The sequence below is a fragment of the Leuconostoc sp. S50 genome, assembly GCF_016624925.1.
Lineage (GTDB): Bacteria > Bacillota > Bacilli > Lactobacillales > Lactobacillaceae > Leuconostoc > Leuconostoc pseudomesenteroides.
Map to the genome: position 1 here is coordinate 22,453 of NZ_JACVUE010000002.1, position 23,096 is coordinate 45,548.

The window sequence follows — 23,096 nt, forward strand, 5'->3', positions numbered from 1 at the left end:
CAAATACTTGCTATCGTTGAGTGTAGTAGTTGTTTAATAGATTAACTTAAGGAAATAAATTATGAATCGTAATTTAAAAGTTATGCAGACAAAACGGAAGATTTTTTTAGCAATCATTAACTTGTCACGTGATACCCCGATTAACAAAATTAAAAATACTGATTTAGCAACCATGACTGATTTGAATCGCGCCACCATTAAAAAATATATTCAGCCTGATGCAACACCTGATGCTTTTTTTGAAGAATTTCAAAAGGAATTACTTGAGAGAGTCCACTTAGCTTATCAAATTGGTCCAGAGAAATGGTATGATCCCAACATTTATTCACATTCTCAAATGCTCAACCAATTGCGCGTTCTGTTTGATTTTCAAAACGAACTACGTCAGTTGTTTATATACTGTGGCCATACAGCCGCCTATTTCTTTCACCAGCTAAAATTAGGAATACAGAGTCGGGACTTCACAATTTATCGTATTGAACAGCAATCAGAACACGTTCCTGGACTATCATATATTTCAGAGCGACAAGCAGTCTTCTTCAAAAATGAACTATTCGCTTTAATCTGCACTTGGATTACAAGCGAGAATCCAGAAACACCCGAGGAATTTATCAAAGTTATTGAAAACTTGTGGGCTAATCAGATGGTTTGGCCATAATTGAGTGAAGTTATTACCATTTAAAAATCACCGAAAATTTAAAACAGCAACATCATTATATTTTTCCATTAACCTGTACTAAATATAACTAATGCCGAAGTCAACTAATTTTTTTGACTTCGGTTTTTTAATTAAAAAAGAAAAAAATGAATTCTATATAAAATTTAATTTTTATCGTTAAAAGCATTGTGCATCAACTAGCGTACATTAATTTTCTACTTTAATTGATCTACCCCAAAATGTAAGCGCTTGCATTTTTGAAATAGACGTTTTATAATCAACGTAACTTGGAACGTTCCATTTATTTCATTTTTAATATTTGTAAATCAGTACAAAACGACACGTTCCAAAAAGGAGAAAAGTATGCAAACAGAAAAATGGTGGCAAAAGGCTGTCGTTTACCAAGTCTATCCCAAAAGTTTTCAAGACAGTAACCATGATGGTATCGGGGACATCCGCGGTATCATTCAACGATTAGATTACATTAAACAGTTAGGCGTTGATGTGATTTGGCTTAATCCCATTTACAAGTCCCCTGACATTGACGGTGGCTATGATATTTCTGATTATCAAGATATTAATCCAACCTTTGGTTCAATGGCTGACTTTGACGAACTATTATCAAAAGCCCATGCAATGGGATTGAAAATCATCATGGATTTAGTTGTCAATCACAGCTCATCCCAACATGATTGGTTTCAAAAAAGCCTAGCTTCTTCAGAACCAGACAATGATTACCGTGATTATTATGTTTGGCGTGATCCAGTTGATGGTCACGAACCCAACAATTGGGGATCTTTCTTTTCTGGTCCTGCTTGGACTTACGATGAAAAATCAGGTCAATATTATCTCCACCTTTTCGCCAAAGAACAGCCCGATCTCAACTGGAATAATCCCAAAGTTCGCCATTCTATTTTTGACATGATGAATTGGTGGGCTGCCAAAGGTATTGACGGTTTTAGAATGGATGTTATTTCCCTTATTTCAAAACCTGATGGCTTACCCGACGCACCAATCACTGGTGATTCAATATTTGGTAATGCCGGCGATGCTGTTGCCAATGGCCCTCACGTACACGAATATCTGAAAGAGATGAACACTAAAGTATTATCCAAGCATGACTGGATGACCGTTGGTGAAACAGCCGGGGTTACAATTTCTGAAGCACAAAAATATGCTAATAAAGATGGTTCGGAACTTAATATGGTGTTTGAATTTGAACATGTTGGCTTAGACAGCAACACAAATCCCGCATTAGGAAAGTGGTCTGATCGCAAAGCAGGTTTGCCTGAGTTGCGAGAAAACCTAGTTAAATGGCAGCAAGCTTTGAGTGGTAAAGCTTGGAACAGTCTTTATTGGAATAATCATGATCAACCACGTGTTGTTTCAAGGTTCGGAAATGACTCGCCAAAATTTCGCGAATTATCTGCTAAAATGCTAGCGGCCTTATTACATTTTATGCAGGGAACCCCTTATATTTATCAAGGTGAAGAACTTGGTATGACCAATGCTTACTTTGATACAATCAACCAATATCAGGATTTAGAGACGATTAATGCCTATCAAGAACTCGTTGTGACCGAAAAATTAGTGACTGAAGAAACGATGTTGAAGTATTTCCAATCAAAATCTCGCGATAATGCCCGTACACCAATGCAATGGGACACAAGTTCAAATGCCGGTTTTTCTGACACCACACCTTGGTTAGAAACTAACCCTAATTATCAAGCCATCAATGCCAAAGCAGCACTCGACAATCCCGACTCAATATTCTATTTCTATCAAAAGTTGATCAAACTTCGGCACCAACTACCAGTCATTACTGATGGTACGTTCAAGCTTTTGCCTGACAATGAGCAGGATGATCACATTTTTGCTTACACCAGAACCAATTCTGAAACGACTTTATTGATTATTGCCAATTTCACATCTGACACCATCACTAGAAATTATGATGTTCCCAAAGCCGCTCAATTATTGATTCAAAATTATACAGACGACCAAGAAACAACTATCCGTCCGTATGAAGTTAAAGTTTATCAATATCCCACTAAATCCCTAAAAAAATGAGTAATAAAGAAGGTTAAACGTATGGCAAGTAATGCAATTGTTACGCAAAAAAATGGTAAATTACCTTGGAATGAACGGCTAAGCTATGGTATTAGTGATTTTGCTTGTAGCTTTAGTTTTAATTTAGTCGGCACCTATTTAATGTACTTTTACACTGACGTATTCGGTATTACAGCAAGTGCTGTCGGAACGTTAATGTTAGTCGCACGTGTGATTGATGCTATTGACGGCCCTATTTGGGGAATATTAATTGACCACACTCATACTAAGTGGGGAAAGAGCAGACCTTTTTTCTTATGGTTTAACGCTCCCTTTACCTTTTTCTCCATACTCTGTTTCACAACTCCTGACTTGCCAATGACTTGGAAAATTGTCTGGGCTTATGTCACTTATATTGGCGTGGATGTCTTATATTCAGCGATCAATATTCCATTAACGTCAATTTTGCCAAGCATGACCACCGATCCAGATGAGCGTGTGTTGTTATCGACAATTCGATCTCTATTTTCCAATTTTGGCGGTACATTAATTTCTGTTATTGCTTTACCACTTGTCGCATTAATTGGCGGTAAAGATGAAAGCAAAGGCTTTTTCTGGGTGGCCGTTTTAGGCGCCTCAGTCTTCTTTGTCTTATATCTGATTGCATTTTTCAACTTACGCGAACATGTTCAAACGCGTTCATCGCAGAAGCCTCTGCCTGTAAAGCAATCAATCAAAGCGTTGAAAAACAACTGGCCATGGCTAATTGTTGTCATGGAAATATTTATTTATTGGATTGGTATGAGTGCTAAGGGTCAAGTGACAATGTACTTCTTCAAGTACAACTTAGACGCACCTGGATTAATTCCTCTAGCTTTGTTCTTCAACGCTGCCGGTATCGTGTCAGTCTTCCTTACCCCCTTAGTGGTAGGTAAATTAGGCAAGAAAAAGACCATGTTAGCAGGACTAATGATTGGAATTGTAGGTCAAGCAATTCTAGGACTTGGTGCACACATGCTAAACATCCCCATTGTCATTATTGGTATTATTGTTGGTAATTTCGGAAACGGGTTCGTTGGTGCACTACCAGCTGTCTTGTTATCTGATGCGGTGGATTACGGTGAATGGAAAAATGGTGTTCGTGCCGAAGGAATAGTCACTTCAGCATCGAGCTTTACGGCAAAGTTTGGCATGGGATTAGGTGGTGCTATAACAGGCTGGTTGCTAGCATTAGGAAATTATGTCCCCAATAAAACACAAAAAGCATCATCTTTGTTGAGTATTGAATTCAATTATGTTTGGATTCCATTGATTGCGCTCTTTATTGGATTTGTACTTGTATTATTCTACAATCTGACAACTGATAAAGAAAAGATAATGAATCATGACTTAGCAATCAAACACCATCGTGAAGAACAAGAAGATTTAGCATTAGCACGTGAATTGGAAAACTGAGGTAACAAAATATGTCAGACAATTATTTACAAATCGATCCTAATGAGTTTGCAATGCAAGTCATTGCAACAAGTCATGCAGACACAAATCTTTCTAACTCTGCACTTATTAAAAAAAATTTGACCCTTTATTTGGAAGCATATTACTTGATAGATGATTTTAATCATCTTGAGGTTAGCAACTTAGAGCAAATGAAACAACAGCAAATTTCTGATTTATTTGATAAAATGTTATCAGGAAGGTTTAATGTTTAAATGTTTGAGCGCCTTTGGGCGCTTTTTTATTTTAATATAGTGGTGATTATCAATGGCTAATATGAATGATGTTGCGTCTTTGGCAGGCGTGTCTAGGGGATCTGTTTCAAACTACATCAATGGCAGACCTAACCGACCTGAAATTAAACATAAAATAGAACAAGCAATTAGGGACCTGAATTATATTCCTAATGCTACCGCTCGTGCACTTAAAACGAATCGTTCTAATTATGTCGTCTTCATATTGCCAACTGTGAATACCCCATTTTTTTCTGAATTAAGTTATTTTATACAAATTGAGCTGAATAAATTTGGCTATAAAATGATTTTATGTAACTCTAACAGCAATTATCAAGAAGAAATTGAATATATCGAAATGGCTAACACGCAAAAAGTTGCTGGTGTTATTACGATGTCATATTCAGATATCAGTGAACTTGTTGCGCCCTCAATTCCCCTCGTTGCTATTGAGAAGAAAATTTCGAATCAATTTCCAACAATCGTTTCCGATAATTACGCTGGCGGACATCTTGGCGCTGAACAACTTCATAAACGTGGTGCAAAAAAACTGCTTTTTGTTTCAAAAGCACCCATAAAAGATGTCTCTGAAAGACGCAGACAAGGCTTTATCGATTATTGCCAAGAAAACAATTTAAGATATGACATAATGTTAGCAGAGGATAAGCGAGACTTCAGCTCAGACTATGATCATTTCATAGATAATCACCTTATCAATGGCAAATTTCAATTTGATGGTGTTTTTTCAGACACTGATGAATATGCAAGTGACTTTTGGCATCTTTTAGTCAAACACCAGGTGTTAGTTCCAAAAGATGTTCAAATCATTGGATTTGATGCTGCAAAAATATATCCCAGACAACCAATTTTTCTCTCAGCAATACGTCAATCAACAGAAAAGATGGCAGCAATTGCTGTTCAAAAATTGCTGACTCAGTTCAAATCCGAAAAAATAGATAAGGAAAATTTGATCACCATTTTACCCGTCAGCTATACACAGGGTATTACAACAAAATCGTAACACTTTCTAAAACATAGTCATTTCTTCCCACAAAACATGACTTATATTGTTAAACAACGCCAGTCGCTGAAATCTGTGACTGGCGCTTGTTTTTGTTAACAGCGCAACATCTAATTGGTGATTATCAAATACGATACTCATAACATCATGATCAACTGTTGCACCTTCACCAGTCTTATTGAAAATGGTTAATTCTTGAAATGACGCTGAGGTGTTTTCAATAAACGTCCCCGGCAACTTATATTGCGATTGCTGACGCGTCAATAAATAGTTGGTAGCCGAATGTTCCAGAACATTTTTTAACATTGATAAACTATCAGAGACCGTTGTTTCATTATCTAACTTGGTTTGTGCCATGAATTGGCGACGCAAGTGAGTGTTTGTATAACGAGAGCTCGCAAAGTGATTGATTTCTGCCATACCAAAATAACGTATCAACGCATTTGCGGCCCAATTATCTGAAATCGTCAACATTAGCGCTTGCAATTGCGCCACCGTGACAGTCTGATTATTGCCCGACAATACGTCTAAAATACCTGCTCCAAAATGCGTTAGCTTTCGTTTCGTCCACCAAACATCATCCTCCGCTAACCCAAAATCTGAATTGATTAGCGACACTTTGTTTGCTAAGGCTTCTGGCTTTTCAGTCATAATATAATCTGAAATCAGCAACTTTATTAAACTAGCAGATGGAAAAGATAAATCTGGCCGTAACGACAACAAAACACTGCCATCAAGTGACAAAACAATTGCAGTCTGACCTTCAAAATCCGACAGCAATTGTTCAATTTTTTGTATCTTAAATGTCATCAAAACTCCTCTGCGCAATACCCAATCCTGACTGATTTGAAGGTATCAATTGCGTTTGATTAAGCCGCAAGCCATCAGGAACAAGGTCATAGTTAAACATAAACGGTGCGTCTAAATCCACGTATTTGACAGTTTTATTTGTGTTAGCTAAAGCGACAGCAAATGCAATACCGATTTTTGATTCAATCATACAACCAATCATAGCTTGTCCGTTAAAATCATTAACAGTTTGAAATATCTTTTGCGCTTCAGTAATACTGCCTGCTTTTTCCAGCTTAACATTAATCAAACGGACAGCGGTTTCATGCATATATTGAAACGCTTGGTGATGATTAAAGACACTTTCATCCAGCATGATCGGTATCTTAGACTTGACAACTAGCGCTTTAAGCTGGTGTTCAAAGCCGACTTTCAATGGCTGTTCAATAAAATCAATTGGCAATTCTTTGGTAAGTGCCATTTCAATAAACTGCATTGTTTGTGCAACTGTCCAAGCCTGATTCGCATCAATTCGAAAATGTATTTTTTGATATCGATGATTTAATTGTGCAATTTTATCAATTTCATTCACAATAGTATCGCCGCCAACCTTAATTTTTAAAGCTGAGAAACCTCGGCTGACAATATTATCAGCGTCTTGTAACATCTGATTTTTTTGGCTAATACTCAGTGTGTAATCGGTCACTACCGGTTGACTCGTGCCACCTAAATACTCAGCAATCGGTAAGTCTGCAATACTAGCAAAAATGTCATAGACGGCTTCACTGACTGCCAGACGAGCTGCAGAATTAAACACAATTAGACCATGAATAAATTCATCAACTTCTGCCGGTGTTTGAAAGGTTTGATTAACAATGGCTGGTTTTACAATGTCATTGATGACCGCCACAATACTTGTCAAAGTATCACCAGTTACTTTCAGTGATGGCACCGCTTCACCATAACCTGTAAAAATAATGCCGGTTTCCGTTTTCGCTGACACTGCAATCACGATACCTTCTGCATTATCCTGCCGATGCAAATTAGTCACAAATGGCCGTCTTAGCTGAACAGTGTATTTTTTTAATTTAATGTCGCTAACAATAATCATTCTATATTTCCCAATCGGTAGATACTTTCCACTAAAATAGCCATTGCTTTTGGATAATTCTCTAAATCATATTTTTCATTTGCTTGATGCGCCGTTGTTGTTTGCCACGCAAATCGTGTTCCAAAAGCAGCACCACGCTTAATTAATCGACCGTAAGATGCACCAGTTGAATAATGCAGAACCGTGGGTTGACCCATCACTGTTTCATAACTGGCCAACAAAGTTTCAATCACAGCATCGTTTTTGGGCGTCAAATGTGGCAACAATTCATCCTTTTTGACTGTCACGCTACTATGCAAGGTTTTGACACTTCGTTGAATAATGGCAAGCATTTGTTTTTCAGTAATACCAATTGGATATCTGATATTGATACTAAAGTAACCATCCTCGCCACTGACAAATTTCTGTAAACCATAATTCACGACCAAAGGTCCCATTTCAGCTTGATTAAAGGCCAAGCCCATTTTTTTGCCGAAATAATCTAAATGTGCTGTATGACCTAAAATTTGTAAAAAAGAAGCGGCTTCACCAGTAAAGTCCAATTGCGTCAGAAAATTAGCCAAGTAAGTCCCAGCATTTAAACCAACATCAGGTGTTGAGCCATGCGCTTGTTTCCCTATCATTTTAATTTCAAGGCCATTACTTAGCGTTTGGACAGTAGCTTTCAGGCCAACATCAGCATTTTGCTTCAAAAAATAGTCAAGTTTTTCGGTTACAATAGTCTCGTCAATCCCAGTTATTGTAGCAACAGCCAAGCCGGGTACGACGTTGCCAGCAACTCCGGCGTCAAATTTTAATAATGTTAAATTATCTTGACCTTGCGTGGTATCTGAAAATGACACCATAAAGTTGGCAATACCTGCTTCAGCATTTTCAACAATAAATTCCCCATCAGGGGAAAAACCTATGTCTGGCACCCCCTCTGTTTGAAAATAATAAGGCATATCTGACCAATCATTTTCTTCATCGGTGCCAATGATTAATCTTATTTTATTTTTAACAGCAAGCTGTTGATCAGCAATCAGTTTGATAGCGTAGTAACTCAGCATTGTCGAGGCCTTCATATCATCAACACCACGACCAGTCAGAAAATGTCCCTGTTGTTCTGGTTCAAATGGTGATGACGTCCAGCCATCTCCCACCGGAACAACATCGACATGAACAAGAATACCAACGGTTTCTGACGCTGCCACTGGACCATATTCAATATACCCAACACGATCCGCAACACATCCAAAGCGCAAACCATCACGCGCAGCAAAACTCAGCATTTGATCCAATGACTGTTTAACTGCAACACCATATGGATGACTTTTGTCACTTGTTTGTGTGCTTTTCACTGAGGGAATTTTAACTAACATTTTGAGATCTTTTAGCCACTGCTCGTAATAGTTTGGCACCATTTCTTGCCAAGAAGATTCGCTCATCTTAAACCTCTACTTTATTTTATCGCTGATCATTATACTGAGTCCGAAACCACAAATGTGATTTTGAATTAGTTGTTAAGCGTTCGATATACTCCTCTAGCGATAACCCATTTTTTGTCATATAAACGGAATTTTCTTGACCAACATATCTAAAGTGCCACGGTTCATAATTAATACCCGTCCAGTTTACTTTTGTCTTGGGGTATCGCAAAATGAAACCATAGTCAACAGCGTGATTTATCAGCCACTGTTGTGAAATAAGCTGATCAACATCATCATACAAATCCTGTCTGTCATTTAAAAACGCTGTGTCTATTATGTCAACAGCTAAACCAGTATGATGTTCACTTGAACCAGGCAGTTGTGAATAAGCTAAAGTCATGTTTTGCGCCTGTTCCAGTGAATAACCAGCATCGCGGTGGCGCTGGACAGATTGATCAAATAGGCTTTTTTGATACGCAATCGAACGATAACCAGAAACTAATGTAAAACGAAACCCATTTTTCTCAGCCTCGGAAAACAACCTAGATAAGCTATCTACAATACTAGTATTAATCGTTTCTTTCCCAATTAAAAACCGTTCAAATTTGAGTTCTTCTTGAATAGGATGTTGCTGATTAACAACAATCAAATTTGGATTGTCTAAAGCACCGCTATTTGGAAAATTCATTCGTTGTTGCCTCCCTTATGAGCCTTTCAACTTCATCGAACTTGGCAAAATGATTAGCCCCATCAAAGCCTAAAAGCACCACAATATATCGCTTATGCTGATGTGTAATAACTGCAATAAGGTTCTGCTTCGCACGGTCCGTAAAGCCGGTTTTCAACCCTGCCCAAGTCATATCAGGTGAAGGATTAGCAATTTTGGGATTTCGATTTAACCAAATTTTATTTGCAATCACCATTTGCGCTTGTTGCGCTAATGATAAGACATCAGGAAATTGCAAAATAAGCTTCTTTGTCAATAATAGCAACGCATTGGCCGACATTTTTGTGACTTTTTTGTCGCTAACGTGCTGACTAATGAAAAATCCAGCAAGGTCCTCATCATCTAGACCAGTTGGATTACTAATGTCGCCATCAATTTTCATCGCCGCCAATAATAATTGTGTTTGATGACGCCAATTTGAAAAAGAACCAAATAAGGTCAGCATCAATTGAAGCGCTGGCTGATTTTCAGATATCAGCAAGATCATGTTGAGTAAATCAATGACCTCATAACCCTGTGGTACAGTCAATGGAATATCTGCCAAATCAGGGTTAGAACCCACTGCAGCAACATTTGCTGTGACTGGTAGAACTGAATGATAATCGAGCTGACCTTGTTGAATCGCTGACATCGTTTGATAAATAATAATTAGTTTTGCTAAAGAGGCTGTTGGCCATTTTAGATTGTCATTCTTACTGGCAATGACTTTGTCATCAGTGACTGAAAACACAACATAAGCTTGGGCCGAAGTCTCAATTGGTTCACTTATCATGTTTGACAGCATTCTTATAAATTGTGCCGGCACCCGTTGTGAAGTATTGAATACCTGAAACTTTTGGATTAGATAATTGAACTTGTTGACCCCAAATTACTGGATTAACAGCTGAGTCCTGGAACAAAATCTTCTCACCTAATTGTTCATCTTGATCACGAGCACTTCCCTTTTGGGCATCCGTCGATAACGCCTTTTTGATAGCGGCATCATAACTGGCATTTGACCATTTTCCATCATTATTTGGTGAAGAAGTTGTGAATAAATTCAAGAAAGTCGTCGGTTCAGCGTAATCACCATACCAATTGACATAGATAATATCGAAGTTTTGGTCAGTTTGATCATTTAATCTTTGCTTGAATGGCACAAATTTTTCTGAAATTGTTAAACCTGGTAATTTCTGCCATGAATCTTTCATAAAGTCTCCGACAAGCTTAGTTTGTGGTACATCAGCAGTCAGTTCTAATGTCAGATTTAATTTGGTTAATCCTTCCTCTTTCATACCTTCTGCAAATAACTGTTTAGCTTTTTCAAGATCGTAGCTGTAATCTTGTTTGGCTGTTGATGCGAAATCCTTATCACTAGCCGTTTTTGATAGTCCGGCGGGTGTCATACCTGTTGGTACTTTACCAACACTGTTATAAATTGAACTCAAGATTTCGGAACGGTTTGTTGCAAGGTTCAATGCTTGACGAATTTTCTGATTGTTCAACCCTTTAACCTTACCCGTCTGATTGTACTCAAAATATGATGTCGCTGCCAATGGAACAGCCTTGTAATCATTACGCTTGCTGTTGGCCGTTTGTAGTTCAGTCGTACTCAAAACAGCCAAATCTAAGCTACCACGTTTATATTCTTGAACAGCTGTTGCAGGATTTTTAATAACACTATAATCCACACCAGCGTTTTTGACACTTTTGGCGTTGTAATAATTTTTATTCGGAATTAACTTAAATGACGTGTTTGTACCATTCCAGCCAACAAATTTGTATGGTCCAGAATAAATTTGTTCACTTGATTTAGTACCAAGCTTCTTGCCTGCTTTCGTATTAAACGCCTCATTTTGTGGGTAAAAACTAGGAAATGACATGAGACTAGCAAATTGAGGCTGTGGCGAATCTAGTGTTACAACGACTGTTGAAGCATTCTTTGCAACGATGCCCAATGAATTGACATCTTTATCCGTTCCGGCACTGATTGTATCCGCATTTTTAATGCCAGAATAAATATACGCATACTGCGAGGCTGTTTTAGGATTAACCGTCCGACGCCAAGCATAAACGAAATCTTTAGCAGTCAATTTTGTACCATTCGACCATTTCAAGTTTTTACGTAAATGGAATGTCCATGTCAAACCATCTTTTGATGTGGTCCAGCTTTTTGCAAGTCCTGCAATCGGTTTACCACTTGCGCTTTTACTTAACAAGCCCTCTTGTGTGTTCCCGGCAATTTCAAACGCATAAGTATCGGTCATTTTTGACAAATCCTGCGTCGTTAAGTCAGTGCTAATATAGGTTTTGATCGTTGCATCGCTTGAACTACCACTGGTTCCCCACACACCGGCAACTCGCGTTCCTGCCGCAATGACCACGATAGCACCAATGGTACCAAAAATGATTGTGTTCCGTTTTACCATATATATTTCTCATCTCTCTGTTATTTTCTCATCAAAGCGTTATTGAAATAAATATTTTTTTAATTAGCACTTTTTCATTTGAATATAACTTTTTTAATTTGATACTCAATATAATAGCATACGGTTTTTAAAACATTTTTGAAAAACATCTATATTATAACTAGTTTTTTGTGCATAGCGCACAAAAACAGCCAATCACTAAGATTGACTGTTTTTTAAAATCCTAAAAACATTCACACCAATTCAAATGAAGCCAAAATTTCAGAGTCATCATTAGCAAGAATGTTTTCAATAGCAACACATTCGATTTTAGCGGTTATATGCCATTGTGATTCATTTAGTGTCTTAACTAGTTGACGCGCTTCATAGGGTTGTAAGCGACGGTAAAAAGGCTCAAAATTATCCAGTTCATAAAGCTTGTCGTGTATCATTTTGATTATGTCTGCGCCTTGCGCAACGGATAACCAGACGTAGCCGTTATCCGTGTCACCTCCAACACGATTCAGTGTTAGAGTGAACGACTCAAGACGTTTCACAACAGATTGCACCGCATCACAAATACTCGTATCCGAGGCATTACTTTTGAAAGGAAACACAAGCGATACATGAGGTCGAATATGTGTATATAAGCTATCATGTTTTTGTCGAATCGACTGAATGGTTGCTTGATCAACTGAATTAAAGTCTGGAAAAATCAAAACAGAACGAAATTTCATTGCTACTCCTTTTAATATTGCACATCAAATAAACAGATTAATCACCATTTTCGCGTAGCCATGGTCGATCGCTAACCTCATTCTCAGTGATAATCCGATGCAAAGTTTTTTGCGCTTGAGGCACAAACATTGTCGGTTCCGGATGAATGGGTACAAATTGTAAGTCTAACGTTTCCGTCCCATCTTTTTGCAAAAATCCACCAACTTGTTTAACTTCAAAACCCATGCCAATCGTTTCTTGTGCATCACCCCAAGAATTTTTGTCCGTCACATTTGTAGCGATTCCCAAGACTCTGGTTACACAAACGTCAATATTCGTCTCTTCTTTGAATTCCCGTACAACTGCTTGCATTGGGGAATCGCCATATTCAAGATATCCGCCAGGAAATCCCCAACCAGCATCTGAATCCCAACGTTTTTCCAACAAAATAGCATCGTGAGCGTCATTCCATAAAACACCAAACGCAGAAACAAAAATCATGCCCTCATGACCAACTTTCTCTCGCATTCGCGCAATATAATTCTTATTCATGATGTAACCCCTTAATCAAAATTTTGTGCAACAAATCACTTTTCATTATAGCACTACGACGTATTAATTATGAAAATAATGATATTCGGGGATCACAAAAAAACCTGGGTCAAATTTCGATTTATTTGGATTGCGCAGTAGTGAAGCTGTCCCATTTTTCTGGCAATAATGTCATTTGCCAGAAACGTAATTCTTCTGCACTACTATACATAAATTGTTGCAACAACAAATCCATATCAAGTTCATCTTGATGTTTAATCACTAAATCATCCAATAATTGAATCATTTCATGAACGTACCCTTGAAATGTCTCATCAGCGTAGGAATTAACAAAGTCAATATAAATTTGTTGCGTGCCTTCTAAGTAGTCTTTTCTTGCTAACATTTCTTGGAAAATTTCTAGATATAACCATGGGCATGGTAGTAACGCTGCTAATGCATGCACTTCCCCATAACTATCAAAGGCATGATGCATGTGGCAAGTATAGTGATAAGTTGTTGGTAAAATTTCAGCCTTTTGAATCTCGTCATCAGTCATATTAAGACCTTGATATATCCCATTTTGCTGGTCAACATCATAAGCTGTAATTGCCTGAATGCCTGATTTTAAAGCACCAATAACTTGTGAATCCTGACTTGTCGCCAAAATTTTATCATAAATTGCTAAATAATTTTTGACGTAGTAATTATCCTGTATCAAATATGCCTTAAAGGCAGACAAAGGTAACGTCCCATCTTCAATGCCCTTAATAAAGGGGTGATTCTTGCTTGACAGCCAAAGTGAAGCTGACTTTTCGTGTGCTAATTCGCTAAATTTCATGATATTCTCCATTCTTTTTTATAAAATATCTAAAAACCCCAGCTCACTAAAATTGAGCTGGGGTCGCCAAAAAGCATCGCTAAATACAACATCATGATATTGATGTGGCTACTATAATATCTTCCTGCGTCAGTCTTAACTGCTTCAGGTTCAATGGGTATGATCTCAGCTCAAGGCACCCCAGATATCTTACATAAAAAATTATAGCACACGTATTGATTAATGAAGTAATAAATTTTAAGAACTATGAGAATTACTTTTCTATATCATACTGCCGCAGTAAATTATGATAGATAGCTATCTTCTTTTCTTGAGAAACAATTACTCGACCTGACATAACATCAAAGTTATTTTCTTCTATTTGCTGTAGAATTGCTTGATATGTCACCATTGCTAATTCTAATGACAGTTTGATTTTTTTATCAGTAAGCGGTGCGAGGCAAAAAATGCCATGCTCATAATTTATTTTTGCTATTTGGGCAATTTCTTTTACCACAATTTTCAATGAATGAGATGTTTCAAGTGAGACTAAATCTGCTTTTGAGACATTATTTTGCTCTAACAAATCTTTTGGCAAATATATTTTACCGGCTAGTGCATCTTCCTTGATATCACGCAATATATTGGTTAACTGCATGGCTTCACCGACTTTAATTAAATGAGGCCTAATTGCAGACGCACTCTTTCCTGACAAAATACGATAAATCATGCACCCTACTGTACCCGCCACTTGATAACAATAGTGTCGCAAATCAGCAATTGTCGAAACACTGTTTTTTTGCAAGTCAAACTCTTGTCCTGCAATCATATTCGACATTTCTGATTTGTCTATTTCAAACGTATTAAACACAAATGCCGCTTTTTGAGCGATACTTGAGCTCATGTTTAAATGTAATTGGTCAGTTTTTGATGCAAGCTGCCAGTCTTGAATCAGTGTATTAAAAGTAGCAACATCATAATTATCCGCCGCATCGTCTAACTGTCGCAAATAATCATATATTACAAAAATTGAAAAAGCTTGATATTCAGGAAGATTAGAGAAAGCAAAATAAAAAGAACTCGAATTATTTTGAATCACCGTTTGACTTGATTTTAAATAAGGTAAAACAGATTCAATTTCGAATTGTGGATTAATCATTAAAATCTCTCATCACTTCTTTTGCTGTTAATTCACCACTTGTTAAAACAATTGGTACGCCGGCACCAGGGTGAACGCTTGCTCCGGCAAAATACAAATTATCAATTGTAGCATGTTTATTGTGCGGTCTAAAATAGTTACTTTGCTTCAATGTTGGTTTCAGACCAAAAGTTGAACCAAAAAAACTATGATAACGATTTTCAAAGGTCTTCGGCGTAAATATTTTTTGATAAACAATATGTTCAGACAAATCAGGCATTTCAAGATCATGACTAACTTGGGTTATAACACTGTCTGCAAACCGCATAACATTGTCCTTATCCCAGTCATCATTTACTTTCAAGTTAGCAACGGGTACTAAAATGTAAAGTGATGACTGTCCAACCGGCGCAAAAGTTGGATCAATTGTGCTGGGATTATAGACATAAAATGACGGATCATCAGGTAAAATACCCGCCTCAATATCATTAATATTTTTCTCAAAATCATCAGCCATTTTGATTGTATGCAATTGTTTGCCATCATATTGCTTATCAATACCTAAATATAATAGGAAGCAAGACATGGAGTAATCTAATTTTTGAATCTTTTGAGGTGTATAACGCCCCTTCAAATTATCCTCCCTGGCTATTAACTCAGACATAGTATATGGGAAATCAGCATTAGCTACCACGGCGTCCGTGCTTATTGTCTCATCGTGAATCTGCAAACCCGTAACATGTTGATGATTCGAAACATTGATATGTTGAACTTCTGAATTAAAGTGAATATGGCCGCCAAGTTCGCTGAACCTTTTTTCAAGTGCTTTAGCGTATTCAAACATACCACCCTGAATATACCAGACCCCATAAACAAGCTCAATCATGGGTATAATATTATATATTGACGGACCACTAAACGGAGAAATGCCAATGTATAATGTTTGAAAAGACATCAAATATTGTAAATCAGTATGATTAATATTCTTTTTGATCGCCTCATACGAAGAGGAAAATGTTTTTAATTGATAAGCATGCCACAACGTTTTCAAATTGAAAAAGTCTTTTGGACCACGAAAACTGCGATAAATAAAATTATTTTTGGCATTGATATACTTCGCGTAAATATCAGTCAAATATTTTAAAAAACCCAGCATTTCAGTTTCACCATATGCCTCAAATGACTTGGCGATATCAACAAGATCGGACGACAATGGTATTTGCTTGTCCCCAGTAATAACTGACATAAATGGGTTTACACGAACCATAGAAAAGTAATCACTATAATTGACGCCAGTATCAGTAAAAGGCTTTTGATAAATATCAGGCATCATGACAATGGTTGGACCGGTGTCAAACTTAAACCCATTTGCCTCAATACGGTCCATTTTGCCACCAGAATGCCCATTTTTTTCGTAAATATCAACTTCGTAGCCCGCGTTCTGTAAGTAGATGCCCGTTGATAAACCACCAACACCAGCACCAATAATTGCAATTTTTGTCATGTCAGACCTTTCCGTCAAGAAGTATAATCTTTACTTTGCTCATACATCGCGATCGCTCTTAATCGCGCAGCTTTATGATCCACAATTGGCTGAGGGTAATCATCATTTAATTTCACACCATAAGCTTTTTGTTCCGCATCAGTTAACTGATTAGGCTGATGTATTTTTTTTCCCTTGATAGATTTCAATTCCGGAACATATTGCGTGATAAACGTGCCATCAGGATCAAATTTTTCTGACTGTATTGTCGGATTAAATACTCTAAAATATGGCACACTATCTGTACCTGTCGACGCAGCCCACTGCCAACCACCAATGTTACTAGCAGGATCATAATCAACTAATTTTTGTTGAAAATACTTTTCACCCCATCGCCAATCAATTAATAGATCTTTGGTTAAAAAAGAAGCAACAACCATTCTCAATCGGTTGTGCATCCAACCCGTTTCATTTAGCTGACGCATGGCTGCATCGACAATTGGAAAACCGGTGCGCCCTGACTGCCATGCTTTAAAATGATCCTCATTATTTTGCCAAACAACATTTTGAAATGAAGTCTTAATCGCTTTTTCTTGCTGATCTGGATACATGGCATAAATCATATTGTAATAATCACGCCAACAAAGCTCTTTGATGAAGGTCGTACGACCGTCACTTTCTGGTTCCTGACTGACAGCATCAAAAACTGTCCGAATTGAAATTTCACCGGTCCTTAAATATCGCGATAAATGGCTGGTAGCATCGAGGCTTGGTATATCACGATTTTTGTCATAGTCAGCGAGTTTATGTGACACAAAGTCGATCAAAACTTGTTTGGCAACCGACTCTCCAATTTGGTTTTCGTAAGCATAACTGTCACATGGACGGATTAGCTTTTTAAGCTCAGCTGTTGCCTCATTACACGACAGTTCCCGTTGTTTCTTGACAACTTCCGAATGCTTTAGATCATAATTTGCTGATTTTTTAGGACGTTGTATCCATTGCTTAAAGTATGGTGTGAATACTTTATATCCAGTACCATCTTGCTTTTTAATATCGAACGCACTATGCAATGTAAAATCTAAAAAAGGATGTGGCGTTATCTGCAACTCATCACGACAATATGTTGCAATTGCTTGATCTCGTTTTCTACCATAACCTCGTTCGTCAAAATTAAAATACAAATCTTGCCAATCCGGCAGCTCTTTTTTTAATGCTGTAAACACAGTTGTGACATTTCCTGATAAAATATGCAAACTGATATTTTTGGCTTTTAAAACTGAGTTAAAATGAGACACACTAGCAAAAAAAGCACTTTGATTGACACTGCCATTAGATGCGATTTGCTCTGGGTCAATAATAAACACTAAAGCAAGATGATCACTATTAGCGACTGCAGCCGATAATGCCGTATTATCTGCTAATCTTAAATCTCTTCTAAACCACATCACGCTTGTCTTAGTCACAAAAATTCTCCCCCAACTTATATTATTTTGACAATTGTCGTTTGTATATCTTTCTGGTGCTCAAAAACCAATAATTACGGAAGTCACCTACTAATTTTGAATACGGATAATCCATTAGTCCTTGTTGGCGTAATTGATCCGATAAATATTCTTTCAAAATCCAAGGATCTTCGGGCGCAACGTGATCCAGTTCTAAGATCTGATTGATTTTTTCAACAGAAGTGTTTAAAGCGTTTGCTACATCCTCAATTGCCAAGTGACTCATTTTAAGATTTTTCTTGAGTTCATTACTGGTATTGAAACGTTCCGTAGAATTTAAAGACATCTCACTTCTCTCCTTTCATTATTCAGATCATAATGTTATGCAGCTATAGTTGATTTTGAAGCCACCATATTTATGAATAATGTAATACAACGAGTATAAGGCTTTCACACTTAGACGTAAAGAAATTTGATTACAATAGCCTAAAAAACAAAAAAACGCCAATATTTGGCGTTTTTCTAATTATTGATCTGAACGTTTATGAAATTTAACAATGGATTCGTTAACGCGTTCAACCTTAAGACGTAAATTAATTTTGATAAAGACCCACACCGCAATATAGATTGTCAAAAAACTAAACCAAAAGGTGGGTGCATACAGAACTTCATGTAACCCCAAAGTCAACGACGCAGCACCTAAGGTTATCATTAGCGTACCTATAAAATGTAGTATGAGTGCGACTAAATATGAAAATCGTTCGACATCAAAAATCATTGATAAAATACCAATTAACCCGCTCATCACTAACACAGTCAGCGTATTAGTCGCGTCAACATGTGTTTGCTCAGAAAAAAAGATAATACAAATCATGTAAATGAACGACCCATAACCAAACCCATGAATCACGTGACGTAAAATTTCTTTGATCATTTCTATCTCCTCAAACCGACAAACGGGCAATCAAGTCTTTCACATATCGACGGCTAACCACTGATTGATTATCCTGAGTTAAATGTGCCGTCATATTGCCTGCAAAACTCTCCGATAGACTTTGCAAATGATTGATATTGATTGCAGCATGCTTGGATATTTGAACAAAGTGTTGATTTTTGATTCTTTGAAAAAAATGAATCAATCTTTCTTTAGTACATACAAGTCGCTCTGTTGTATAAATTAATAATTCATCTTCAACAACATCAAGCAAAATAATCGTTTCCACTTTCAAAACAACTATCTCTTCTTCCACCTTGACCGTTACAAGATTAACAGTCTCTGACTCATATTGACGAATATATGCCATCAAATGTTGCGTTTCTATACTATTTTCTTTTGCCTGGACGATTACCGTTGGCTGCTCACCAGAAACTTCTGTACTGATTTGAAAGACAACTTTCATACTTGTCTCAACCTCGTTCATTTAATTAAGTAATTTTTGCCTTTGTTTTTGTGCAATAAAACTTGGCACCAAAACAATTATGAACGTAATAACAATCAGCGCCACCACAAGGCTATAAGTTCCTACCAAACTTAACAGTGAGGACCATTTTATTTGAACGCCCATGAGACGATTAAAATATCGGACAGCACTCTCTTGTTGAAATGTATCTTTAATCGTATCATTCATCAATACTTGTCGATACAGCGAGGCAATATAAGAACCCGGGGTCACTTTCATAATTGTTTGGGCAAAAGTGGGTAGTGATCCAATTGGAATATAAGTACCAACTAAAAATCCTGACGCGGTACCAATAATAGTTGTAAGTCTTCCAAAACTGTCAACTGATTTTAATCGATTCACTAATATAGCATTAACCAATGTTGCCAATATCGCACTTAAAACCATTATACCCAATGTTGGCACAACTTGTGACATTTGAAATGAAATTTTATCAGTCACATTGAAATATAGTCCCATCAATACTAGCATAATTAGCTGCATTATGATCCCAATCAACGTTGCACTTAGCAAGTAGCCGAACCGGATTGACATTGGTCCAGCATCAGTTAAAGATAAGTCTTCTAGCACATGTTGTTCTTTATCTTTGACCATCTGTGATAGTGCCGTCAAAGTTGTGGTAATACCAGTAATGGCAAGTGTTCCGCTTATCAACCATGTATCTAACAATTGATTTTTATGACTGATGCCCACCCAATTAGATGAAATACCTTTTTTTAGAAAGACTAGGTACAGAACAAAGGAAATCAGTGCACCAAGAAGTGAAAAAATTACCCCGCTACGATTTCTAAAATACAACATCATGTTACGTTTTACCATAGCCAACATATTAACGCATCTCCTTTCCAGTTAGTGCCACAAACGCATCATCCATCGTACCTAAACGATATTCAAAATTGGTTAAAATTGACTGATGTTGTGTGATTAGGGAAATTGCCTCTGTGGCATTTCCTGTTTTGATAAGTATCTCATGCTCATTTATAACCTGGCTACCAATATTGTCTGGCATTTTTTCGCTCAAACTTCTTGCGTCAGGAGTAAATAGTGTCAATTGATTACTTGCATAGCGTTGCTTAATTTGATTAGCTGAGCCGCTAGCGATGATTTGTCCATGATCAACGACATAGACCTGTTGCGCATGATCTGCTTCATCCAAATAATGCGTTGTTAAAACAATTGTCAACTGACGACTCTGCTGCAAGTCATGCAGTAATTGCCAAATCGCTAGCCTTGTTTGAATGTCAAGACCGGTTGTCGGCTCATCTAAAAACAAAATGTCTGGATTGTTTAACAATGCTCGGGCAATATCCACACGTCTTTTTTGACCGCCTGACAGAGTTCCGTATAATTGACCAGCGAACTGAGTCAATCCCAAATCGTGAATTAAAATCTCAACCTGCTTCAATCCAACTTGACGATACTGTTTCGCTCTAATCATTAAATTTTCTTTTACTGTCAACTGATTATCAAGCACGCTGCTCTGAAAAACAACACCAATCGTTGTATTTGGGGCATATATAATGTCACCCGAGCTAGGCTTTCGAATGCCGGTCAACATACGCATTGTGGTTGATTTCCCAGCACCATTTGGCCCCAACACAGCTGTTAAGCTACCTTTCTCAATATCCATATTGATACCATCAACAGCTGTATGATCGCCATATTTTTGTGTTAAGTTAATTGTTTTCAATATCATGACTTAACCTCCTCAAAAACGAGTATAGCAAAGGACACTTTTTTATTGCTTCAATTTTTGCTAACCGGTTGAATTAGATTGGTAAGCGGTAAAAAAAGCCTTACTCATAAGGCGTAAGACTGATCGTAGTAAATAATTCATTATAATGATTTCATCCAAATGGGATGATTGGCTGGTAATTTGATTTCGAATTGTGTGCCAACATTGTGTTGTGAGGTGACAACAATTTGACCACCAACAATATCAATAACACGTTTAACTAGGGCCAATCCCAGGCCATTTCCTTGTACAGATCTGGCCGTATCTGCTTGATAAAATTTATCGAAAATATGTTGTCTTTGTTCCTCAGTTAGGCCGATACCGCTATCTGCGATAGATACTAGAATTTCCTTGTCAGAAATAGACTTAACCACCACGGTAATTTTACCATTGGTATGATTAAATTTAATAGCATTGCTCACTAGATTATTCCATGCTAAAGCCAACAATTCCTTGTCTCCAGTGATATAAACGTCTTCAGCATCAATTTGAAGATCAATATTTTTTTCCGACCAAAGTGTTTCGTGATTGACCAAAACCTCAGCAATTTGTTCATTTAACAAATAGGTATCTTTTTTGGTCGTGATCTCTTGATTGTCTATTTTGTTCAACGCCAGTATATTCGTAATCAGCCCACTTAATCGACTTGTCGCATCAGCAATTCGAGTGGCGTAGCGTTCACGCTCAGTAACCGGTAAGGAACTGTCTTGAATCATTGTCGCGTAGTTTTGAATAATAGCAAGTGGTGTTTTAATTTCATGAGAAACACTAGCAATAAAATCAGTTTGTAATGTCTCAACACTACCCAACGCCTTTGTCATAATATTAAAATTGGTGATAATAACATCCAGTTCGTTAATACTGTCAAAACCATGTGATGGTTGAATTTGAACATTGTAATCACCTTCAGTCACTTTTTGTGTGGCAGCCAAAATTTTTTTCACCGGTCGACCAATTGTATATCGTCGCCAAAGCCCGTTAATAATAGTCAATAATAGTGCCATAGCAATGATAATTACCAATGCTATAATTGCACGAGGTCGAATCATTTGTGCTGTTTCATCCCCTTTGGGAACATAAATAATTAAAATCGTAACTGTCACAACAAGCGAGCTTGATAAAAAGTAAACTAGATAATTACCTATTCCAAAAATACTACGATTTACGGTTTTGCCATCATGATTCATTAGGTACCGCCTTATAGCCAAGCCCTCTCACAGTTACAATCTCAAAATCATTGACGTCAGCCAGCTTATCTCGAATTTTTGTCATATACACATCAACTGTTCTAGTACTGGTATTTGTATCGATACCCCAAAAGTCATCCATCAATTGACCACGAGTAAAGGTCTTTTTCGGAAAAGATAATAATTTAAAAACCAGTTCAAATTCTCTCATTGTGAATGCAATGGATTCGTTCCCATTGTAAGCGACATGTTCATCAGCATCCATCACAAATTTGCCAATTGTTAATCGTTTGTTGGCTTCAATTTTGGCACGTCGTAATAAAGCGCCAACACGCAAGAGCATTTCATCAAAATCGATTGGTTTCACCATATAATCATCTATACCAATACGAAAGCCAATTTGTTTTGACTCTAAATCACCACGAGCGGTCATAAACATAATTGGCATATTATGATCAAGTTGTCGAATGGTTTCTGCCAACTCAAAGCCATCAACCTTCGGCATCATGATATCTGAGATGACAAGGTCAAATTTGTTATCAAACATCAATGAAAACGCCTCATTCGCGCTCGATGCCCCGCTAACGCTGTAACCGTGTCGCTTGAGCACAGAACAAACGGTTTGATTCAAATCCTGATCATCTTCCACTACTAATATTGAAATCATTAGTCTGTTACCTCATCATTTTTATTATACATATT

Annotated in this window: 24 protein-coding genes and 1 riboswitch; of the genes, 5 read left to right on the forward strand and 19 right to left on the reverse strand. The window is 37.3% G+C overall.

Going from position 1 to position 23,096, the window contains the following annotated elements; genetic code table 11:
* Positions 1-61 precede the first annotated feature (61 nt).
* The 5 genes from IAE53_RS02665 (at position 62) to IAE53_RS02685 (ending at position 5,455) form a co-directional block, all read left to right on the forward strand.
* Positions 62-658, forward strand: a complete 597-nt coding sequence (locus IAE53_RS02665; RefSeq protein ID WP_147651667.1) for a hypothetical protein — start codon at positions 62-64, stop codon at positions 656-658.
* Positions 659-1,021: 363 nt separating this feature from the next.
* Positions 1,022-2,728, forward strand: coding sequence for an alpha,alpha-phosphotrehalase (locus IAE53_RS02670; RefSeq protein WP_200135910.1), 1,707 nt, complete (start codon positions 1,022-1,024; stop codon positions 2,726-2,728).
* A gap of 21 nt (positions 2,729-2,749) precedes the next feature.
* A complete protein-coding gene (locus IAE53_RS02675; protein ID WP_147651673.1) occupies positions 2,750-4,162 on the forward strand; it encodes a glycoside-pentoside-hexuronide (GPH):cation symporter in 1,413 nt (470 codons plus the stop codon).
* An 11-nt stretch (positions 4,163-4,173) separates the two neighbouring features.
* Positions 4,174-4,416 (forward strand): hypothetical protein, encoded by a 243-nt coding sequence (locus IAE53_RS02680; RefSeq protein ID WP_147651675.1) that lies wholly within the window; start codon positions 4,174-4,176, stop codon positions 4,414-4,416.
* Positions 4,417-4,477: 61 nt separating this feature from the next.
* On the forward strand, positions 4,478-5,455 hold the full coding sequence (locus tag IAE53_RS02685; protein ID WP_147652052.1) for a LacI family DNA-binding transcriptional regulator: 978 nt from the start codon (positions 4,478-4,480) through the stop codon (positions 5,453-5,455).
* Positions 5,456-5,461: 6 nt separating this feature from the next.
* On the opposite strand, the gene IAE53_RS02690 is transcribed toward IAE53_RS02685, so the two are convergent.
* The 19 genes from IAE53_RS02690 to IAE53_RS02780 all read right to left on the reverse strand — a co-directional run bounded on the left by IAE53_RS02690 (position 5,462) and on the right by IAE53_RS02780 (position 23,061).
* Positions 5,462-6,265: a serine hydrolase gene (locus IAE53_RS02690; protein ID WP_148423878.1), complete on the reverse strand. Its 804-nt coding sequence runs from the start codon at positions 6,263-6,265 to the stop codon at positions 5,462-5,464.
* The gene (locus IAE53_RS02695; protein ID WP_148423879.1) at positions 6,255-7,355 is read right to left on the reverse strand and encodes a dipeptide epimerase; all 1,101 of its coding nucleotides are present in this window, start codon (positions 7,353-7,355) and stop codon (positions 6,255-6,257) included. Before IAE53_RS02695 ends, IAE53_RS02690 begins: the two co-directional genes overlap by 11 nt.
* Positions 7,352-8,782, reverse strand: a complete 1,431-nt coding sequence (locus IAE53_RS02700) for a Sapep family Mn(2+)-dependent dipeptidase (protein ID WP_147651682.1) — start codon at positions 8,780-8,782, stop codon at positions 7,352-7,354. The genes IAE53_RS02695 and IAE53_RS02700 overlap by 4 nt, the downstream gene beginning before the upstream one ends.
* A 19-nt stretch (positions 8,783-8,801) precedes the next feature.
* Positions 8,802-9,452: a M15 family metallopeptidase gene (locus IAE53_RS02705; RefSeq protein WP_148423880.1), complete on the reverse strand. Its 651-nt coding sequence runs from the start codon at positions 9,450-9,452 to the stop codon at positions 8,802-8,804.
* Positions 9,436-10,263 carry a serine hydrolase gene (locus tag IAE53_RS02710; RefSeq protein ID WP_167497537.1) on the reverse strand — a complete coding sequence of 276 codons (828 nt, stop codon included), beginning with the start codon at positions 10,261-10,263 and terminating at the stop codon, positions 9,436-9,438. The genes IAE53_RS02705 and IAE53_RS02710 overlap by 17 nt, the downstream gene beginning before the upstream one ends.
* Positions 10,253-11,899 (reverse strand): peptide ABC transporter substrate-binding protein, encoded by a 1,647-nt coding sequence (locus IAE53_RS02715; protein ID WP_147651688.1) that lies wholly within the window; start codon positions 11,897-11,899, stop codon positions 10,253-10,255. The genes IAE53_RS02710 and IAE53_RS02715 overlap by 11 nt, the downstream gene beginning before the upstream one ends.
* 233 nt (positions 11,900-12,132) lie before the next feature.
* Complete coding sequence (locus IAE53_RS02720; protein WP_148423881.1) at positions 12,133-12,615, reverse strand: 2'-5' RNA ligase family protein; 483 nt, start codon at positions 12,613-12,615, stop codon at positions 12,133-12,135.
* 37 nt (positions 12,616-12,652) lie between these two features.
* On the reverse strand, positions 12,653-13,147 hold the full coding sequence (locus tag IAE53_RS02725; protein WP_148423882.1) for an NUDIX domain-containing protein: 495 nt from the start codon (positions 13,145-13,147) through the stop codon (positions 12,653-12,655).
* Positions 13,148-13,268: 121 nt separating this feature from the next.
* On the reverse strand, positions 13,269-13,967 hold the full coding sequence (locus IAE53_RS02730) for a hypothetical protein (protein WP_200135911.1): 699 nt from the start codon (positions 13,965-13,967) through the stop codon (positions 13,269-13,271).
* Positions 13,968-14,071: 104 nt separating this feature from the next.
* Positions 14,072-14,160: riboswitch (TPP riboswitch) on the reverse strand.
* A gap of 60 nt (positions 14,161-14,220) precedes the next feature.
* Complete coding sequence (locus IAE53_RS02735) at positions 14,221-15,105, reverse strand: phytoene/squalene synthase family protein (RefSeq protein WP_200135912.1); 885 nt, start codon at positions 15,103-15,105, stop codon at positions 14,221-14,223.
* Positions 15,098-16,588: an NAD(P)/FAD-dependent oxidoreductase gene (locus tag IAE53_RS02740; RefSeq protein ID WP_148423885.1), complete on the reverse strand. Its 1,491-nt coding sequence runs from the start codon at positions 16,586-16,588 to the stop codon at positions 15,098-15,100. The genes IAE53_RS02735 and IAE53_RS02740 overlap by 8 nt, the downstream gene beginning before the upstream one ends.
* 14 nt (positions 16,589-16,602) lie before the next feature.
* On the reverse strand, positions 16,603-18,033 hold the full coding sequence (locus IAE53_RS02745) for a deoxyribodipyrimidine photo-lyase (RefSeq protein ID WP_148423886.1): 1,431 nt from the start codon (positions 18,031-18,033) through the stop codon (positions 16,603-16,605).
* A 22-nt stretch (positions 18,034-18,055) separates the two neighbouring features.
* Positions 18,056-18,358 (reverse strand): DUF2316 family protein, encoded by a 303-nt coding sequence (locus tag IAE53_RS02750; RefSeq protein ID WP_147651705.1) that lies wholly within the window; start codon positions 18,356-18,358, stop codon positions 18,056-18,058.
* Positions 18,359-18,538: 180 nt separating this feature from the next.
* On the reverse strand, positions 18,539-18,946 hold the full coding sequence (locus IAE53_RS02755; protein ID WP_147651707.1) for a DUF3021 domain-containing protein: 408 nt from the start codon (positions 18,944-18,946) through the stop codon (positions 18,539-18,541).
* A 10-nt stretch (positions 18,947-18,956) separates the two neighbouring features.
* The gene (locus IAE53_RS02760; protein ID WP_148423887.1) at positions 18,957-19,433 is read right to left on the reverse strand and encodes a LytTR family DNA-binding domain-containing protein; all 477 of its coding nucleotides are present in this window, start codon (positions 19,431-19,433) and stop codon (positions 18,957-18,959) included.
* Positions 19,434-20,300, reverse strand: coding sequence for an ABC transporter permease (locus IAE53_RS02765; RefSeq protein WP_148423888.1), 867 nt, complete (start codon positions 20,298-20,300; stop codon positions 19,434-19,436).
* A gap of 1 nt (position 20,301) precedes the next feature.
* Complete coding sequence (locus tag IAE53_RS02770) at positions 20,302-21,168, reverse strand: ABC transporter ATP-binding protein (RefSeq protein WP_148423889.1); 867 nt, start codon at positions 21,166-21,168, stop codon at positions 20,302-20,304.
* A 140-nt stretch (positions 21,169-21,308) separates the two neighbouring features.
* A complete protein-coding gene (locus tag IAE53_RS02775) occupies positions 21,309-22,394 on the reverse strand; it encodes a HAMP domain-containing sensor histidine kinase (protein WP_200135913.1) in 1,086 nt (361 codons plus the stop codon).
* Positions 22,384-23,061, reverse strand: coding sequence for a response regulator transcription factor (locus IAE53_RS02780; protein WP_148423891.1), 678 nt, complete (start codon positions 23,059-23,061; stop codon positions 22,384-22,386). Before IAE53_RS02780 ends, IAE53_RS02775 begins: the two co-directional genes overlap by 11 nt.
* Between the last annotated feature and the right edge of the window lie 35 nt (positions 23,062-23,096).

Bases quoted from the DNA above. Each gene is read 5' to 3' on its own strand.
- IAE53_RS02775 (WP_200135913.1), bottom strand. From the start codon at position 22,394: ATGAATCATGATGGCAAAACCGTAAATCGTAGTATTTTTGGAATAGGT.
- IAE53_RS02760 (WP_148423887.1), bottom strand. From the start codon at position 19,433: ATGAACGAGGTTGAGACAAGTATGAAAGTTGTCTTTCAAATCAGTACA.
- IAE53_RS02765 (WP_148423888.1), bottom strand. From the start codon at position 20,300: ATGTTGGCTATGGTAAAACGTAACATGATGTTGTATTTTAGAAATCGT.
- IAE53_RS02700 (WP_147651682.1), bottom strand. From the start codon at position 8,782: ATGAGCGAATCTTCTTGGCAAGAAATGGTGCCAAACTATTACGAGCAG.
- IAE53_RS02770 (WP_148423889.1), bottom strand. From the start codon at position 21,168: ATGATATTGAAAACAATTAACTTAACACAAAAATATGGCGATCATACA.
- IAE53_RS02675 (WP_147651673.1), top strand. From the start codon at position 2,750: ATGGCAAGTAATGCAATTGTTACGCAAAAAAATGGTAAATTACCTTGG.
- IAE53_RS02695 (WP_148423879.1), bottom strand. From the start codon at position 7,355: ATGATTATTGTTAGCGACATTAAATTAAAAAAATACACTGTTCAGCTA.
- IAE53_RS02670 (WP_200135910.1), top strand. From the start codon at position 1,022: ATGCAAACAGAAAAATGGTGGCAAAAGGCTGTCGTTTACCAAGTCTAT.
- IAE53_RS02680 (WP_147651675.1), top strand. From the start codon at position 4,174: ATGTCAGACAATTATTTACAAATCGATCCTAATGAGTTTGCAATGCAA.
- IAE53_RS02735 (WP_200135912.1), bottom strand. From the start codon at position 15,105: ATGATTAATCCACAATTCGAAATTGAATCTGTTTTACCTTATTTAAAA.
- IAE53_RS02725 (WP_148423882.1), bottom strand. From the start codon at position 13,147: ATGAATAAGAATTATATTGCGCGAATGCGAGAGAAAGTTGGTCATGAG.
- IAE53_RS02740 (WP_148423885.1), bottom strand. From the start codon at position 16,588: ATGACAAAAATTGCAATTATTGGTGCTGGTGTTGGTGGTTTATCAACG.
- IAE53_RS02720 (WP_148423881.1), bottom strand. From the start codon at position 12,615: ATGAAATTTCGTTCTGTTTTGATTTTTCCAGACTTTAATTCAGTTGAT.
- IAE53_RS02715 (WP_147651688.1), bottom strand. From the start codon at position 11,899: ATGGTAAAACGGAACACAATCATTTTTGGTACCATTGGTGCTATCGTG.
- IAE53_RS02690 (WP_148423878.1), bottom strand. From the start codon at position 6,265: ATGACATTTAAGATACAAAAAATTGAACAATTGCTGTCGGATTTTGAA.
- IAE53_RS02780 (WP_148423891.1), bottom strand. From the start codon at position 23,061: ATGATTTCAATATTAGTAGTGGAAGATGATCAGGATTTGAATCAAACC.
- IAE53_RS02755 (WP_147651707.1), bottom strand. From the start codon at position 18,946: ATGATCAAAGAAATTTTACGTCACGTGATTCATGGGTTTGGTTATGGG.
- IAE53_RS02685 (WP_147652052.1), top strand. From the start codon at position 4,478: ATGAATGATGTTGCGTCTTTGGCAGGCGTGTCTAGGGGATCTGTTTCA.
- IAE53_RS02710 (WP_167497537.1), bottom strand. From the start codon at position 10,263: ATGATAAGTGAACCAATTGAGACTTCGGCCCAAGCTTATGTTGTGTTT.
- IAE53_RS02665 (WP_147651667.1), top strand. From the start codon at position 62: ATGAATCGTAATTTAAAAGTTATGCAGACAAAACGGAAGATTTTTTTA.
- IAE53_RS02730 (WP_200135911.1), bottom strand. From the start codon at position 13,967: ATGAAATTTAGCGAATTAGCACACGAAAAGTCAGCTTCACTTTGGCTG.
- IAE53_RS02705 (WP_148423880.1), bottom strand. From the start codon at position 9,452: ATGAATTTTCCAAATAGCGGTGCTTTAGACAATCCAAATTTGATTGTT.
- IAE53_RS02750 (WP_147651705.1), bottom strand. From the start codon at position 18,358: ATGTCTTTAAATTCTACGGAACGTTTCAATACCAGTAATGAACTCAAG.